We start from the raw sequence: 16,855 nt of genomic DNA, 5'->3' as shown, positions 1-16,855 counted from the left end.
AGCAGAAAACCTGCTTTTTTCTTAATGAAATGGATTAAAAAATCGGCCCTGATTTACAAAGAAGAGAAGAATAACAATCACCACTCCTAAAAGCGCAAGCAAGATAACCAAGTAATCTTTAACATTCAAAGGTTGATAAGAATACCAACTTCTTTTCTTCTTTTTACCAAATCGTCTAAGCTCCATAGCTGTGGAAATAGTATCAATTTGTTCTAAACTGGAAAAAATTAAAGGGAGTAACAATTGAACATTTAATTTTATTCGCGAAAAAAGTCCTACTTTTTTTGATAAATCCATTCCTCTGGCCTGTCCAGCATTACGGATTGCTAAAAATTTTTCTTGCATATCAGGAATATAGCGCAGCGCTAAGGAAACCGAATATGAGGAACGATAAGGCAGACCAATTTTATTTAAACTACTGGCAAATTGGCTCGGATTAGTAGTTAAGATAAAGAGTAAAGCGAGCGGAATGGTTGAAAAATATTTCAAGACGAGATTAAAAAGGTAAAAAAGTTCTTCTAAAGTAAGAGGTCCCCAAAGGATTGTTTTTGAATCATAAAGTCGCGCGCCATATCCAGGGTCAAAAATAAATACAAAAAGCAGATTTAAAATCGCAAAAATTGCTGCAAATTGGGCAACCCTTTTTACTGATGAAAAAGGAATTTTAGAAAAATAAAATAAAATTACCGAAAATAAAGCAACAAAAGCCAAATATCTCGTGTCATAAGTCACCATACTGCTGATAGAAATTAATAGAAAGAAAAGGAGTTTTGCTGTTGCATTCAGTTGGTAAATAAAAGAATTTCCAGCTTGATAGCCTAGAACACTAAGTTGATTATTCATGCTTTAATCTCTCCTGATTCTGAAAATTGATGAAAGCTTTTGTCAGTAAAACGGGATTGGTATCTGTTTGTCTGGCAAGTTGATAAAGGCTTGGTTGACTTAAATTGCCCATTTTTACAAAATCTTCATTTTCTAAAATTTGATAAGGACTGCTGTCAGCAATAATTTTCCCGTCAGCAAAAACAAGGGTCCGGTCACTATATTCTGTAATTAAATACATATCGTGCGTAATCATAATCATTGTTAAATGAAGACGGCGGTTAAGTTCGTCAAGAAAATCCATGATTTCCCGATAAGATTGTAAATCCTGAGCAGCTGTTGGCTCGTCAAGGACTAAAATTTCAGGTTCTAGTATTAAAATACTAGCAATCGTTACTCTTTTTTTCTGACCATAACTCAAAGAAGAAATTGGCCAATTTCTAAAAGGATAAAGCCCACAAACTTTCAAAATTTCTTCAACTTTATCTTGAATCATTTTTTCATCAACATGACGGAGTCGTAAACCAGCTGCCACCTCATCACTGACAATATTTTGCGAAATCATCAGATTTGGATTTTGCATAATATAGCCAATTTTTTTCGCACGTTCAGAAATAGAATCAGCAATAATCGATTGCCCTCGGTATAAAATTTCGCCACTCGCTTCAACAAAATGACAGAGTGCATTGGCAAAGGTTGACTTACCAACTCCATTTTTCCCGACAATTGAAATTTTTTCTCCTTCTTGAACTTCTATATTAATACCTTTTAGAACTTCATGTTGAGCAAAATTTACTGATAAATTTTTTACTGACAGAATATTATTTTTGCTGACAGCCTTGTCAGTAAATTTATAGGTGTCTAAAAAATCTGTCAGTAATTTTTTTGCTGACAGGACTTCAAAACTTTTTAGGTCAGAAAAATCTGTCAGTAATTTTGTAGCATTTGCAGCTTTTAATGCTGAGAGATAGAGGGGCTCGCGTAATGAATTTTCATTAAAAATTTCTGTTTTTAATAATTCAGCAGGACTTCCAATTGCAACAATTTCGCCGTCGTTGACCACGACAATTTTATCAATACCAAGCGGTAAAACTTCTTCGATTCTGTGTTCGATGATAATCGTAGTGACTTCATTATTTTCATGAATATCCTTAATCAAAGCCATTGTTTCTAAGCAAGTTTGCGGGTCCAAATTAGCTAAAGGTTCATCAAAAAGCAAAATTGGCGATTCATCAATCAAAACACCAGCTAAAGAAACCCGCTGCTTTTGTCCTCCCGACAAATCTTGGGGGCGATGATTCAAGAGTTTATTTGTTTCTGTTTTGTCTGACCAATAGGCCACTTTACTGACCAGTTCATCATGAATCAGACCATCATTTTCCAAAGCAAAAGCAATATCCTCAGCAACGCTCAAACCAATAAACTGGCCATCAGTATCTTGCAAAATCGTCGACACCTTTTCAGATAATTCAGCAATTGAAGTCCCAAAGGGCAAACCAGCAATTGAGAGTTCCCCACTTGCTTCTCCTTTATGTAAATGAGGCAAAATCCCATTAAGACAAGAACCAATCGTTGATTTACCTGAACCAGAAGGACCGACAATCAGTACTTTTTCCCCAGGAAATATTTCCAAATTAATCTTTTTTAAAGTTGGATTTTTTTGTAAATCATATTTAAATGTAAAATCTTTGAACGAAATTAAGGCTTCCATTTTTATCCTTCTTTTTAGAGATACTTTATTTTTTGTGCTTTATTAAACCGATACAAGCGTAAAAGCAGCAAATATTTGCTGCTTTTATTTTAGCATATCTGGAGCTTTTTATTCTTTATCGAGTGAGCCAGATTTGGTTCTGGTAGCAGCATAGAGTTTGAGTAGTAAAGTTCCTGCTACGGCAATAGTCAATGCATTTACTAAACCAGCAACAATTCCTTGTGTGAAGACCTTATTTGCCGGTTCACTATAAACTAAAACATCCCCAATTGGGGCAATAATTCCCCAAACTACGACATTGGCTAAAAATTGAACAATATTAAAACGAATGATTTCTTTATTTCCAAAAATTCCTTGAGTCAAAGTTTCTCTTTTGACTCCAAAAGCTAGAAATAAGCCCATTAAACCTGAGCCTAAAACCCAAGTCCACCAAGGCGCACCATAGAGAAATGAATCTTTAAGGGCATGACCAATAAATCCGATCAAGAAACCAGCTAAAGGGCCAAATAAGGCTGAAAATAGGGCAAGGACCGCATATTGCAATTGAATACTAGTATTTGGAATTGGTGTAGGAATATTAATTAGCCAACCAATAATCACAAACAAAGCAGCTCCAATCCCAGTGGCAACAACAATTTTTACAGAGTTATTTTTCATTGTTTCTCCTTTTTATAAAATATTTTTATCTAAAATTATTTGATAAATTATCGATGTGAAACCCGTCTAGCTAAGAAATCACCAACAAGCTGAACCAATAAAACAAAAATCAAGATTAAAATGGTTGCAAACCAAGTCACATCATTGGCAAAGCGATTATATCCATAAGAAATGGCCGTATTTCCTAGTCCACCAGCTCCAATCGCACCAGCCATTGCAGTCAAACCAATCAAGGAAATTAAAGTAACGGTTGAAACACGAATTAAACTAGCTAATTCTTCACGAAGATAGACCGTGAAAACAATATCGAGAAAATCAGCTCCCACCGTTTGAGCTGCTTCAACTTTTCCATGGTCAACAGACTCAAGCGAAGCTTGAACTTGTCTGGCATAAAAAGGAGCCACTCCTAGAGCCAATGGAACTAAAGCCGCAGTAACACCAATCTGCGTCCCCACCAAAATTTTAGTCAAGGGAGCAATTGCTGCTAATAAGATAATAAAGGGAAAAGCCCGTCCGATAGAAACAATTTTATCTAAAATCCAAAATAATGGTCGATTAGGTGTAATCCCATCTTCAGCAGTCACCACAACACCAATTCCAAATATCAATCCCAATAAACCACCAATAAGTGCTGAAATAAATGTCATATAAAGCGTTTGAACAATTGCTGTCCACCAACCCGTCTCACCTGTCCATCCTAAATAAACCACATTAGGAAATGTATGTGCAAACCATTCTGCCATTAGTCTACCGTCCTTTCAATTTTACCTAAAACTTCAAATTTTAAATGTCTTTCAACGAAATATGCCTTTGCGGCAGCCCGATGTTCACTTGAACCTTTTAAGGTCAAAACTAATGAACCAAAAGGTTGTCCTTGAAGTAACTCAACATTACCATAGAAAATGTTAGTTGTTACATCAAATTTTTTCGTAATATCAGAAACCACAGGGTCTTCAAGCTCTGAACCTGAATAATCTAAGTGAATTAATTCTTCGTCATCTGCTAATTGTGCCAGAAGTTCTGTTCTAGAAAGACTGGCAATAAAACGATTGACCGAACTTGTAGTTTCAATAAATTGTTTCGTTAAAGCTTCTTTAGGTTGTGCAAAAATATCAATTAATGAATTTTGTTCAATGATTTCACCATTTTGCATAACAGCTACTTTATTAGCAATTTCCTTAACCACTTGCATCTCATGTGTAATTAAAACAACTGTGATTCCTAATTTTTCATGAAGAGATTTAAGTAAATCTAAGATTTGATTGGTTGTTTTTGGATCAAGTGCTGATGTTCCTTCATCTGAAATCAAAATCTCAGGGTCATTAGCAAGCGCACGCGCAATAGCAACTCTTTGTTTTTGTCCCCCAGAAAGCTGAGCTGGATACTTATCAGAAAGCTCTTCTAAATCAACCAATTTTAATAATTCGGTCACTTTATCCGTTTTTTCCTTTTTTGTAAGATAACGTTTTTTCCCGTTTTTATCTTCGATTTGGCTATGTTGTAAAGCAAAAGCCACGTTATTGAAAACTGTTTTTTCACTTAAAAGATTAAAATGTTGAAAAATCATCCCAATCTTTTGACGAAACTCACGTAATTTCGCGCCAGTAAATTTTACAGGATTTTCACTATCAAAAATCTTCTCACCATTAATCACAATTTGACCTTTGGTCGGTTTTTGAAGGAGATTAATGGTTCTGACCAAAGTTGATTTACCAGCCCCAGAATAACCAATTACTCCATAAATATCCCCTTTTTCAATGTGTAAAGTAGCATCTTTTACTGCTGTGACTAATCGTCCTTTCTGATGAAATTGTACAGAAAGATTATTTAATTCAATAATTGCTGTCATATTGTTTTCCTTTATCTTTTTTCATTCTCTGTCAGTACTGACAAAGTTATTTTCTCTTTTGTCAGTACTGACAGAAAATCTCGTCTCTGACGAGTTTTCTTAGTTACAATTTTAAATTCCAAGCGGGGAGTTCTCCACCATCTGGATATTCTTTTTTAATGGTATCAGCGATATTTTTTTGCTCATAAGCCTTGACCACTTCTTTATAAACTTTATTATTTTTATCAGACTGATTTGCCGCAATAAAATTAATCCATTGAGCTGAATCTTCATTTAAAGGTTCTTGATAAATTGATTCTTTCTCCGAAATTTTTGCTGAAATAGCAAAATTATAATTAATGACTGCTGCAGCAACAGAATCAAGCGCACGTGGGGTTTGACTTGCATCAATTTCTTTGATAATTAAGCCTTTAGGATTATCTCTGATATCTTTAACCGTTGCTAATGCTCCTCTAGAAGTATCAAGTTTAATGAGTCCTGCATTTTTTAAAACATAAAGGGCGCGGCTTTCATTGGTAACATCATTTGGGATAGCAATCTTACTTTTATCAGGAATTTCCGTCACATTTTTATACTTTGTCGAATACAAATGAATCGGCGTAATAATTGTATCACCAATTGATACGATATTTCCATTATTAGCTTTATTCCATGATTTCAAGTAAGCGTAATGTTGAAAGGCATTGAGGTCCACTTCATGGTTAGCCAAAGCTTTATTGGGCTGATCTCCGTCAGTAAAATTGACAAATTTTAAAGTAATCCCAAATTGGTCTTTTGCATTTTTTTGAACTTGTTTCCAAATGGCATCTTCTTGTTTCCCACCAGGCATCAAACCTATTTTTACGATTTTACTGACAGAAGTAGATTTACTTTTTCCCTGTCTTAAAGTAAAAGTGATTAGACCCACGATAATAACCAGCAAAAGCAAACTTCCAAAAAGAATTTTTCGATTTCTTGGATTCATAAATAAATCCTTTCATTTTCAAAGTTTCAAGTTCCAAGCTGGCAATTCTCCGCCATCTGGATATTGTTCTTTGATTGCTTTTTCTGTCGCTTTTGAAGCATAAGCCTTGGCAACTTCTTTGTAAACTTTATTATTTTTTTCTTTACTTGTCGCAGCAATAAAGTTAATATACTGAGCAGAAGTTTTGTTGAGAGGTTCCATATAGACAGACTCAGAATTTGGTAAGCTGGCTGCGGTTGCATAATTATAGTTAACCACTGACAAAGCAACAGAATCAAGCGCACGCGGTGTTTGGCTTGCATCCACTTCCTTGAATTTCAATTGATGCGGATTTTCTGTGATATCTGGTAAGCCAACTAATTTGCTAGAATCACTTGTTGTCAATTTAATCAAACCTGCACTTTGGAGCACGAACAATGCCCGACTTTCATTTGAAGCATCATTTGGTATTGCAACGGTTGACCCTTCTTTTAAATCTGACAATTTGCTGACTTCTTTTGAATAAATGTGCATTGGTGTAATATAAGTATTTCCTACTGCCACAATATCACTCTTATGTGCTTTATTCCAAGTTTTCACATAATTATAAGATTGAAAGGCATTGACATCAATATCTCCCGAAAGAAGTGCTTCATTAGGTTGATTATAATCAGAAAAATAAACAAATTTTAGCTTTAAATCATATTTTTCTTTGGCGGTTTTAGCTACTGATTTCCAAACCTCTTGGTCTTGCTTGTCCCCACTCATGATTCCAACCTTAACTGTTTTTTGAGCGGTTGATTTTTTACTTGCTTGATGATTTAAACTAAAGAAAGCAACCAAAGCAACAACGATAATCACTGCAAGTGCAACAATAATATTTCTATTTTTCGGATTCAAATTTTTCCCCAAATTCTACTGAATACTTATAAAATATTCTATTTCACAAGTGTTCAGACCTTCTTTGAACGATAAGTCTCTCAATGAAGAGAGACTTATTTGAGTATTAAAAACAATTATTTTAATTTCAAGCCCCAAGCAGGAATTGTACTCTTGTCCGGATAAGCCTTAGCAATAGTTTTTTTGGTTGCTTCTGTTTCATAAGCTTTGACAACATCTTTATAAACAGTGTTGTTTTCGTCTTTTTTATTAGCAACAATAATATTAATCCATTGTTGGCTATCTTTATTAACTGGTTCTGTAAAAATGGCATCAGATTTCTTTAAACCAGCAGTAACGGCATAATTATTATTGATAACTGCTGCATCGACTGAATCTAAAGCACGCGCAGTTTGTGAAGCATCAAGTTCTTTAATGACCAAATTTTTTGGATTTGATGTGATATCTTTGACAGTCGCCAGTGTTTGACCAGAAACATCCAATTTAATCAAGCCCGCAGACTTCAAGACATAAAGGGCACGACTTTCGTTAGAAGCATCATTTGGTACCGCAATGGTTCCACCCTCTGTGATATCTGAAATATTTTTGAGTTGTTTTGAGTAAACGCTGATTGGCGAAATCACTGTATCCCCAATCGCCACTAAATTGCCATTATTTGCTTTATTCCATGCTTTTAAAAAAGCATAATGTTGAAAGGCATTTAAGTCAATATCGCCATTTTTCAATGCTGTATTTGGCTGAGTATAATCCGTAAAGTGTGTGAATTTCAAAGTAATTCCATATTTATCTTTAGCAGTTTTAGATACCGTTTGCCAAATGCTGTCATCTTCTTTTGTTCCTGTCATTATCCCAATTTTCACTGTTTTATTTACCGTTTTATTTGCTTGAGATTTTTGACCAAAGCCGATAAATGCAGCAATAGCTACAATAACAACAACAATTATTCCAATAATTATATTACGATTTCTAGGATTCATAATCTTCTCCAATTTCTACTGACCAAACCGTTCGTAATCAGTTTGAGTCTTCTGTCAGTAAAATTTATTAGCCCTAAGGCAGAAATTTCTAAAGTAGAAATTTCCAAAGTTTTCACCTAACCGTTACTTTTTAACGAAATTACTTAGTCGAGTTTCAATCCCCAAGCAGCAATTTTTCTCTTATCAGGATAAGCTTTCTCAATTGCTTTTTTCGTTGCTTCAGTTTGGTAGGCTTTGACAACTTCTTTATAAATTTTGTTATTAGCATCTTTTTTATTTGCAACGATGATATTAATCCACTGCTCGCTATCTTTGTTTACAGGTTCAGTATAAATAGACTCTTCAACCGTTAATTTTGCTGTTGTTGCAAAATCGTCATTAATTACTGCCGCTGTAATTGAATCAAGCGCACGCGGTGTTTGTGCCGCATCTAATTCTTTAATGACCAAATTTTTTGGATTTGAATTAATATCTTTGACTGTCGCAAGTGTATCACCTGATACAGAAAGGCCAATCAAACCAGCATTCTTCAAGACATAAAGTGCGCGACTTTCATTTGAAGCGTCATTAGGTACTGCAATTGTATCTCCTGATTTAATTTGGCTCAATGAAGTAATTTTTTTAGAATAAAGACGAATTGGTGAAATTGTTGTATTACCAATTGCTTTCAAATCACCGTCATTAGCTTTATTCCAAGCATTCAAGAAAGCATAATGTTGGAAGGCATTCAAATCAATATCGCCGTTTTTCAAAGCTGTATTTGGTTGTGTATAATCTGTAAAATGAGTGAATTTTAAAGTAATTCCATATTTATCTTTAGCTGTTTTAGAAACAGTTGACCAAATGGCATCATCTTCTTTTGTTCCTGTCATTATTCCAATATTCACAGTTTTATTTGCCGTTTTACTTTCACCAGATTTATGATTAAAACCGAAAAATGCAGCGATAGCAACAATTACAACAACAATAACGACAATTAAAATATTTCTGTTTCTTGGATTCATTTCTTCTCCCTTTTTTCTAATTGATTTATTTTTCAAAATCAATTATTCCCCTTTTGATAAACTTTTACATCTATTAGAAAAATTAACCGTGCACCTGTTAATTTTTCTAATACTAAACAAATTCTTCAAGATAAAGCGCTCATGCTAAATAAAAATAGCTCATTTCATATAAAGAAACGAGCTATATCGTGGTACCATTCTTGATTTAAGCACTTTTTAGTTCACTGAAAATTTTCAGATTCCAAAGGCAACTTTCAAGTTCAATAACGAGAACCATTCCGTCAAGAGCTTAGTTAAACCTCACTCTTGCTACGCTTATCAAGCCATTTTCATTGCTTCACTCAGGCTTGCTCTCACCGCTACAAGCTCTCTGTGCTGACCTTCACAATTACTTACTCGACCGCTTTTATTTTGTCCGAATTTGTGTATAGACTTATTCTAACAGACTTTCGTTTTTTTTGAATTATTGATTTTTTATGTTGCCTTAAATATTTTTTAAGTTTAATTTATAAAATAGATTAACAATCTTAAAAAAATGCTTTTCAACTTAAAATATGCTAAACTTAAAGAGTAAAAATAAATATTTGCACAATGGGTCTATTGACAAAACTGTCAGTAGCGAGAAATACCATCTGACCTGATCTGGGTAATGCCAGCGTAGGAATGTGTTAAGACAAATGTCTAATTTCTAACCCTCCTTTTGTGCGCATCAAAAAGGAGTTTTTTTTTATGTCTAATTCTAAGTTCAATGTCCGTTTATTAACGGAAATTGCCTTCATGGCGGCACTCGCCTTCATCATCAGCCTTATTCCAAATACTGTTTATGGCTGGATTATTGTTGAAATCGCCTGTATCCCAATTCTTATTCTCAGTTTTCGTCGCGGCCTAACAGCTGGACTTGTCGGTGGATTAATCTGGGGAATTCTGTCAATGATTACTGGACACGCTTATATTTTAACCTTGTCTCAAGCTTTTCTTGAATATCTCATCGCCCCTGTTTCACTTGGAATTGCTGGACTTTTCCGCCAAAAAACAGCCCCTCTAAAACTTGTACCAGTTCTTTTGGGAACTTTTGTTGCTGTTCTTCTTAAATACTTCTTCCATTTTATTGCCGGAATCATTTTCTGGAGCCAATACGCTTGGAAAGGCTGGGGAGCCGTGGCTTATTCTCTTGCTGTCAATGGAATCAGTGCAATTTTTACTGCTATTGCTGCATTTGTCATTTTGATCATTTTCGTCAAAAAATTCCCTAAACTTTTCATTTATAGCAATTACTAATAAAATCTGTCAGTAACTTTTACAAAAAATAAAATCTGTCAGTAAAATTACTTTATCTTGTCAGTCAGCATAAATTCTTCTATAATAAAGCTATGTCTAAAAAGCAAAAATTAAAGAAAACACTTGTAGAACAAATTCTTGATAAGGCAAAAATTGAGCATACTGGACTTGCAATTAACGCTTTAGAAAGTAATAGCCTCCCTGTGGATATCAGTCGCAGTGATATTTATAAAACCCTAGCACTAATCGGCGATAAAACTGGTCCTGTCATTGGTATTCTTCCACTGACAGAGCATTTATCAGAAAAAAAATTGGCCAAAGTTTCGGGCAATAAAAAAGTAAGCATGATTCCTCAAAAAGACTTGCAAAAAACGACAGGTTATATTCACGGTGCAAATAATCCTGTAGGGATTTGGCAAAATAAAAAATTCCCAATTTTTATTGATTCTATTGCCTTAGAGCACGACTTTATCGTTTGTTCAGCTGGCGAAGTTGGGCGTAGCATAAAAATCGCTCCTAAAGTTCTCGCTGACTTTGTTCATGCTCAATTTGTCGAAATTAGAGAATAAAATTACTGACAGAATTTCTGTCAGTAATTTTTTGTTTATTAGAGCAAGAGTTTGCAAAAATTCTTCTTTTTTAGTATATTTTATTTTATACATAAAACAAAGGATTCTTAATGCAAAATACAAAATTATATTCTTTAACCCTAATTGCTCTTGGTGCAGCAATTATTGCAGTTCTCTCTCCTCTGTCTATCCCAATTGGTATTGTGCCCGTCACCTTACAAACACTTGCCGTAGGACTTGTTGCCACAGTACTAAAAGCGCGTGAAACTTTTTTTGCCATCTTACTCTATCTCCTGCTAGGATTTATTGGAATTCCCGTATTCACTGGAGGGACATCAGGAATTGCGGTTCTTTTTGGTCCAACAGGTGGTTTTCTAATTGCCTTTTTAATAATGGGAACCCTTATTTCTTTTGGCCTTCATCAAATTAATTATAAGACCATCCCTGCTTTTATCATAAATATTGTAGGACACCTGCTTATGTTAGTTATCGGAACATTGTGGCTCAAATTTTTTACCAATGTCGACTGGTCATTGGCCTTAAAGCTTGGATTCACACCATTTGTCATTGTTGAAATTATTAAAGCTGTCCTTGTTACTATCTTTGGCTTAGCACTTATTCGTGCACTTTCTCACACAAATAAATACTTTACAAACTAAGGCAAAACCGATACAATTAGTCTATGTTTATAAAAGTACTTATGGCGCTTTATCCCCTTATTGTCTTTATTGCATTGGTTTTCATTTTCAAGTTTTTTAGACTTCGTCACTTAACCAATCGCAAACTAAAAATTCCAGATGTTTTTACAATATTTCTCATCTTAGGGATGCAAATTTTTTCTAAAAATGTTACAAGTATCAGCATCATTCCATACTACCTGCTAATCATTTCTGGCTTAGCGCTTGTTTTGTTGTTGCTTGATTTGCTTTATTATAAACAATTTACCTATCGTCGCTTTTTAAAACTCTGGTGGCGCTTGACCTTCTTTATTACTTTGATTATTTATCTTATCCTTATTGTGATAACATTTACCCATTAAAAAACTGTCCGATTGTAATGAGCAGTTTTTTTATTCAAATTGTTCTCGATACAAAGACGCATAGTTTTCATTTTTTAACAGATTTTCATGAGAATCAAACCCTAATACCTTGCCTTTATCTAAGTAGATAACTTTATCAGATAATTTGACTGAAGTCATTCGATGAGTAATCCAAATTACTGTTGCTCCAGCAGACAGCTCCATCAATTTTTGATAGAGTTGTTTTTCACTGTGCACATCAAGTGCACTATTAGCCTCATCAAAAAGATACAGTTCCACATTATTTTTATAAAAAGCTCTAGCAATTGCTAACTTCTGCCATTGTCCTCCTGACAAATCAGTTCCACCAAACTCCTTGCCCAATTGAAGTTCTGAATTCAAATCAGGCAATCCTGAAAATTGTAAAGCTTCATCAACTCCTGTTTTCTCTTCAAAACTAATAGAATCTCCGACAGAAAATTTAAATCTTGAAAAATCCTGAAATACAGGAGAAATTTTTGCCCAGTAGTCTTCATGCTTTATTTCTCTTAAATCTTCATTATTAATTAAAATCTGACCACTTGTCGGAGTAAATAAATCAGCTAATAATTTCAATAAGGTTGATTTCCCGGAACCATTCTGACCTACAATAGCGATTTTTTCCCCCTTTTTAATCCCAAGAGAAATACTTTTAAGAACTTTTTGATTTTCTTTTGGATAGGCAAAGGATACATTATCTAAACTAATTTGATTGATTTCAGTAATACTTTTATAGCCGGATTCAGTGAATGACTTTCTCATCAATTTAAGATATTTCTCCAACCACATCAAAGTATCATAAAGCAGGTCAGATTCCTCTACTAGGCCATTCGAGGCCGAAATTGCTGCAACCAAACTTGAAGCAAAACCTACGACAATTCCAAGAGATAATTTACCTGAACGAACTTGAAATACAAGATAAATAAAAGCGAACATTGATACAAGTGAACTTATAATAATAAAAATCAAAGCAATTCCAAATTGTCGCATGCGTATCCGATTTTCTTCCTTATGTACCGTGTAAAAGAGTTTCCAATACCGTTTCTTCAAAAAATCAAAAACATTGAAAAGACGACTCTCTTTAGCATAATCACGATTTAAGGCAATTTCTAGTAGATAATTCATCTTACGTGCTTCTGGTCGCCTTGTTACCAAAGTTTCAAAAGCCTCCTGTTGAATTCGATAATGAATTAAACTTTGAGGTACTAAAACAATCACGATTGCTAAAGGTAACCACCAAGTATAGTTAAAAAGTAAAACAAGCAAAGAAAGTAAAGAAATAATATAACGAACATTGGAAAGCGTGAAAACAATTAAATTTACTGGTCGCCAAGAAAGTTCACTCCTAACTGTTTCCACATCATTATAGAATTCATCATTTTCAAAAACTTCCAATGACTTGATTTCACTTGCTTTATCTATTAATTTTTGATTAATGTTTGCAATCAAGACGTCCGTCAAATAACCTGAAATAGCCGTTGTCGCTGGCGGAATAATATTTGAGATCAAAAGCAAAACTGCCCAAAAAATTCCCCAACTCATCGAAAAAACCGAACCTTTAGCCAGTTCGGTTGTTACTTTTTGAATAGAAAAAATAATCCCTGTCGGAACAAGTGCTTCAATCGGAACCAAAATAACAAGCACAAAAGTCCCCCACCTACTCGCTTTAGAAAAAGTTTTCAATCCCTCAAAAAGCAACAAAAAATACGATTTAAATTTTCTCATATCATCTCCAGTTAATAGGCTTCACAAAGACATTGTAAATCCAATCTATCTCCCTATTAGTCATTTCCAAAACACTAGAAACTTTATATCTTTGTCTCATTTTACTACTCTCATCAAATGAAAGAATCATTTTAGTAAATGGCTCCATATGAGCAATTTGAAATTGTCGCCCTGCTTCATCATACTCATAAATATTTACAGCATTTTCAAAACTATAATACTCATCTTTGGTTCCGTCCAAATTTAAGATAGCTGTTTCTTCCATACCATTCCAACAACTTGTACGATATTTTCCACCTGAAATAAATTCTGGAATTCCACGTAAAAATTTACGATAAACCTTTCCAAAAACTACTGGCAACATACCCTCAGCCGTATTTTCGATACAAAATTCACTTTCTGTTCCTAATCTATATAATTGATTCATGCTACTGATGATTTCCACGTGCGAAGAATTCGTACTGATAAGTTGCCCCTCATAAATAATTGTCCCAACTTTCAAGTCTAATAATTCTCCATTTACCATAACTGTTGCAGAATTTGAACTTTGGCTAACATAAGTGACTCTATAAGTAGCATTAAGTGTAGCACTCCCAAGTTTATTTAAATATACTTCATGGCTACCAATAGCTTTTCCATCTATATAATTCATCTATTTTTCCTCCATACTTTTATTTTTTCGGTTATACTATAATCTTAAGCATTGCATTGGACCCACCTTCTTTCAATATATAAAATCAAAAGACTTTAATTAACTGAAAATTATGAAATTATTATATAATATTATTAACATTAAAGTCAACGCTTTAAATAAACAAAAATAATCATATATGAACATATGGAGAAAGTTATGGATACTAACTTAGGAAGAACCTTTAGAAGGCTGAGAAAATTTAAAAATATGGAAATTAAAGAAGTGGCTAGCGAAGATATTTCTTATGCTCAAATTTCCAAATTTGAAAGAGGGAAAACGGACATGACGCTTACAAAGTTTCTTAGTAGTCTTAAGGCAATCAATGTCAGTCTTGAGGAATTTTATCATGAAGCCTATTTTTCTAACTTATCTAAAGGCCCTCTTTTTAATTATGACTTTTGTCAAAAATTTGAAATTGAAGATAAAGAAAAACTTCATCAGCTCCTTAAAATAGAGACCGACTTGCTTACGCTTCACCCCAGTATAAAATGTCACAAACTCAATATTATCCAAATCAAATCCCAACTTCATCTGATTGACCCTAATATTCAAGTAAATAAAAAAGATACTCTCTATCTAAAAGAATATCTGCTTTCAATTAATAAATTCTGTGCCTATGAACTTTATCTGTATAGCTCTTGTCTTTCTCTCCTTGATAATAAAACACAAGAGCAATTAATTCAAAAAATTATATCCGCTGAAGATGAATATTTAGACTTTATCAGTCCTAAAATTCTTAAGATAATTCTTCGCCTCATTCCCATATTTATAGAAAATAATTTTTTAGATTCTCTCCCCTTGCTTTTTACATATCTTGAGTCACATACTAAGAGTGATTTATTTTTTTACGAAAAAGTAACTACGGTCTATTTGAAAGCATTATATGAGTTGAAAATAAATCCTGAGAATCATGAGGCCTCTTCTCTTTTAAATTCTTATAGCGAAGTCTTTAAACTTTTCAACTCTCTTGAGACCGAGCATTAAAAAATTAAAAAGCCCTGAAATCTCAGGGCTTTTATTTATTTCCTAATTCTTTTAAGAGAACACCAAATTCTTCTTCAGATAAAGTAATTCCTTTACCCATTTTTTCATGGTCAGGTGACCAAGTACGAATGTCATATTTAGGTTCGGCATCATTCCAAGAAACACGATTTAATTCTTTACGCCAACCTTTTGCATTTTCAGAGAGAACAATCAATTCTTCAATGATTTCAAATTTTAATTTATCAGCCATCTTATTTCCTTTCTCATTAGTCTATACGAAAATAAATCACTTTTGTAACTCTTCAATCAATTGAATATCTACACCAACAGCAGTCAATTTTTCAATGATGTGGTCATAACCACGTAGGATAAACTCAATATTAGAGATTTTTGTAGTTCCACTGGCAATAATTCCAGCAGTAACCAAAGCCGCACCAGCACGTAAGTCAGTTGCTTGAACACAACTACCAGTTAATTCATTAGGAGCGTCATAAATAATTCGATCGTCTAAAACAGAAATATTAGCACCCATACGAGCTAATTCAGGGACATGATTGACACGTTTTTGATAAATCGTATCAACAATTGAACCACGACCTTTTGCTTTCAATAAAAGTGGTGTAATTGGTTGTTGCAAATCCGTCGCAAACCCTGGGTAAGGAACAGAAGTAATATTGACTGATTTTAGATTTTCTGATTTATGAACTTCAATACTATCTTCACGAATGGTCAAACCTACACCCATTTCTTCAAGTTTAGCAATGAAAGATTCCAAGTGTTCATAAATAACATTTTCAATGATGACACCATCTCCCATAGCAGCTGCTAAGGCAAGATAAGTTCCCGCTTCGATACGGTCAGGAATCACCGTATGTTGAGCACCGTGCATTTCATCCACTCCAGTAATGCGGATAATGTCAGTCCCAGCTCCTCGAACTTGTGCGCCCATATTATTTAGAAGTGTCGCCACATCAATAATCTCAGGTTCACGGGCAGCATTTTCAATGATAGTTAAACCTTTTGCACGACTAGCAGCAAGCATAGTATTAATTGTTGCCCCAACAGAAACAACATCCATATAAATGGTTGTTCCAACTAACGAATCACCAATCACTTCTAAGTGCTCAGCTTCTTCTTCTTGAATCTTCTTAGCCCCTAGAGCTTTAAAGGCTTTATCATGTAAATCCGTTGGACGAGGGCCTAAATCACAGCCACCAGGCAAGCCTACTGTTGCCTGACCAAAACGTCCCAAAAGTGCCCCATTGAAATAATAAGAAGCACGTAAAGAGTTGATTTTTCCATAAGGAAGGGGACGAGAAACAACACTGCGTGTATCAATCACAAGTCGTCCTTCTTCAAGATTTCGTTCAATTTTTGCTCCCATGATTTCCATGATTTCGACTAAACTTGCAACATCAGAAATATCTGGAACTCCTTCAAGCGTTACAACATCGTTAGCTAAGATAGTTGCTGGAATCAAAGCGACTACTGAATTTTTTGCGCCAGAAATTGGGATGGTTCCTGAAATACGCTTCCCACCATTAATTACTATTTTTTTCATATTATTTCAAAATCACTTTTCACATTTTTATTGTCTTAAAAAAATTATATTTTTAAGAACCGCTCTCTATTTTAACATTTTATAGTAGTTTTTCATAGACTTTTTTATCTAAATAAAAAATCAC

At 34.1% G+C, this 16,855-nt stretch carries 18 protein-coding genes and 1 riboswitch; of the genes, 5 read left to right on the top strand and 13 right to left on the bottom strand.

Annotated elements, in window-relative coordinates; all coding sequences use genetic code 11:
* Positions 1-21: 21 nt before the first annotated feature.
* The 9 genes from PYW37_RS01735 to PYW37_RS01695 all read right to left on the bottom strand — a co-directional run bounded on the left by PYW37_RS01735 (position 22) and on the right by PYW37_RS01695 (position 8,863).
* The gene (locus PYW37_RS01735) at positions 22-843 is read right to left on the bottom strand and encodes an energy-coupling factor transporter transmembrane component T family protein (protein ID WP_021722383.1); all 822 of its coding nucleotides are present in this window, start codon (positions 841-843) and stop codon (positions 22-24) included.
* Positions 836-2,533, bottom strand: a complete 1,698-nt coding sequence (locus PYW37_RS01730; RefSeq protein ID WP_023189948.1) for an ABC transporter ATP-binding protein — start codon at positions 2,531-2,533, stop codon at positions 836-838. The genes PYW37_RS01735 and PYW37_RS01730 overlap by 8 nt, the downstream gene beginning before the upstream one ends.
* Before the next feature lie 108 nt (positions 2,534-2,641).
* Positions 2,642-3,190: an ECF-type riboflavin transporter substrate-binding protein gene (locus PYW37_RS01725; RefSeq protein WP_012897180.1), complete on the bottom strand. Its 549-nt coding sequence runs from the start codon at positions 3,188-3,190 to the stop codon at positions 2,642-2,644.
* Between the two features lie 47 nt (positions 3,191-3,237).
* Positions 3,238-3,933, bottom strand: coding sequence for a methionine ABC transporter permease (locus PYW37_RS01720; protein ID WP_003131669.1), 696 nt, complete (start codon positions 3,931-3,933; stop codon positions 3,238-3,240).
* Positions 3,933-5,039 (bottom strand): methionine ABC transporter ATP-binding protein, encoded by a 1,107-nt coding sequence (locus PYW37_RS01715; protein ID WP_003131670.1) that lies wholly within the window; start codon positions 5,037-5,039, stop codon positions 3,933-3,935. The genes PYW37_RS01720 and PYW37_RS01715 overlap by 1 nt, the downstream gene beginning before the upstream one ends.
* 103 nt (positions 5,040-5,142) lie before the next feature.
* On the bottom strand, positions 5,143-6,003 hold the full coding sequence (locus PYW37_RS01710; protein WP_023189949.1) for a MetQ/NlpA family ABC transporter substrate-binding protein: 861 nt from the start codon (positions 6,001-6,003) through the stop codon (positions 5,143-5,145).
* An 18-nt stretch (positions 6,004-6,021) separates the two neighbouring features.
* Positions 6,022-6,882, bottom strand: coding sequence for a MetQ/NlpA family ABC transporter substrate-binding protein (locus PYW37_RS01705; RefSeq protein ID WP_010905281.1), 861 nt, complete (start codon positions 6,880-6,882; stop codon positions 6,022-6,024).
* A gap of 116 nt (positions 6,883-6,998) precedes the next feature.
* Entirely contained in the window at positions 6,999-7,859 is an 861-nt protein-coding gene (locus PYW37_RS01700; protein ID WP_023189951.1) for a MetQ/NlpA family ABC transporter substrate-binding protein, read from the bottom strand.
* A 143-nt stretch (positions 7,860-8,002) separates the two neighbouring features.
* Positions 8,003-8,863 (bottom strand): MetQ/NlpA family ABC transporter substrate-binding protein, encoded by an 861-nt coding sequence (locus tag PYW37_RS01695; RefSeq protein WP_010905280.1) that lies wholly within the window; start codon positions 8,861-8,863, stop codon positions 8,003-8,005.
* 581 nt (positions 8,864-9,444) lie between these two features.
* A riboswitch (TPP riboswitch) is annotated at positions 9,445-9,544 on the top strand.
* 48 nt (positions 9,545-9,592) lie between these two features.
* Between PYW37_RS01695 and thiT the strand changes: the two genes are divergently transcribed.
* From thiT to PYW37_RS01675, 4 genes are all read left to right on the top strand, one after another.
* Entirely contained in the window at positions 9,593-10,141 is a 549-nt protein-coding gene (thiT, locus tag PYW37_RS01690; RefSeq protein ID WP_023189952.1) for an energy-coupled thiamine transporter ThiT, read from the top strand.
* A 92-nt stretch (positions 10,142-10,233) separates the two neighbouring features.
* Positions 10,234-10,710, top strand: a complete 477-nt coding sequence (locus PYW37_RS01685; protein WP_003131680.1) for an aminoacyl-tRNA deacylase — start codon at positions 10,234-10,236, stop codon at positions 10,708-10,710.
* 110 nt (positions 10,711-10,820) lie between these two features.
* Positions 10,821-11,369 (top strand): biotin transporter BioY, encoded by a 549-nt coding sequence (locus PYW37_RS01680; protein WP_003131681.1) that lies wholly within the window; start codon positions 10,821-10,823, stop codon positions 11,367-11,369.
* Between the two features lie 23 nt (positions 11,370-11,392).
* Positions 11,393-11,749 (top strand): DUF3397 domain-containing protein, encoded by a 357-nt coding sequence (locus PYW37_RS01675; RefSeq protein WP_015425786.1) that lies wholly within the window; start codon positions 11,393-11,395, stop codon positions 11,747-11,749.
* Positions 11,750-11,779: 30 nt separating this feature from the next.
* Here the strand turns inward: PYW37_RS01675 and PYW37_RS01670 are convergent, their stop codons facing one another.
* A complete protein-coding gene (locus PYW37_RS01670) occupies positions 11,780-13,492 on the bottom strand; it encodes an ABC transporter ATP-binding protein (protein ID WP_012897173.1) in 1,713 nt (570 codons plus the stop codon).
* A gap of 1 nt (position 13,493) precedes the next feature.
* The gene (locus PYW37_RS01665) at positions 13,494-14,144 is read right to left on the bottom strand and encodes a hypothetical protein (RefSeq protein WP_012897172.1); all 651 of its coding nucleotides are present in this window, start codon (positions 14,142-14,144) and stop codon (positions 13,494-13,496) included.
* Between the two features lie 249 nt (positions 14,145-14,393).
* On the opposite strand from PYW37_RS01665, the gene PYW37_RS01660 reads away from it, so the two are divergent.
* Positions 14,394-15,170 (top strand): Rgg/GadR/MutR family transcriptional regulator, encoded by a 777-nt coding sequence (locus PYW37_RS01660; protein ID WP_223848608.1) that lies wholly within the window; start codon positions 14,394-14,396, stop codon positions 15,168-15,170.
* A gap of 31 nt (positions 15,171-15,201) precedes the next feature.
* Here PYW37_RS01660 and PYW37_RS01655 read toward each other — a convergent pair whose 3' ends face one another.
* A complete protein-coding gene (locus PYW37_RS01655; RefSeq protein WP_003131683.1) occupies positions 15,202-15,420 on the bottom strand; it encodes a YdbC family protein in 219 nt (72 codons plus the stop codon).
* A gap of 36 nt (positions 15,421-15,456) precedes the next feature.
* A complete protein-coding gene (gene murA / locus PYW37_RS01650) occupies positions 15,457-16,731 on the bottom strand; it encodes a UDP-N-acetylglucosamine 1-carboxyvinyltransferase (protein WP_023189955.1) in 1,275 nt (424 codons plus the stop codon).
* Positions 16,732-16,855: the final 124 nt, after the last annotated feature.

Origin of the sequence: Lactococcus lactis (assembly GCF_029023865.1) — a bacterium.
GTDB classification, from domain to species: domain Bacteria; phylum Bacillota; class Bacilli; order Lactobacillales; family Streptococcaceae; genus Lactococcus; species Lactococcus lactis.
This window is presented reverse-complemented; position numbering and strand designations above follow the sequence as displayed.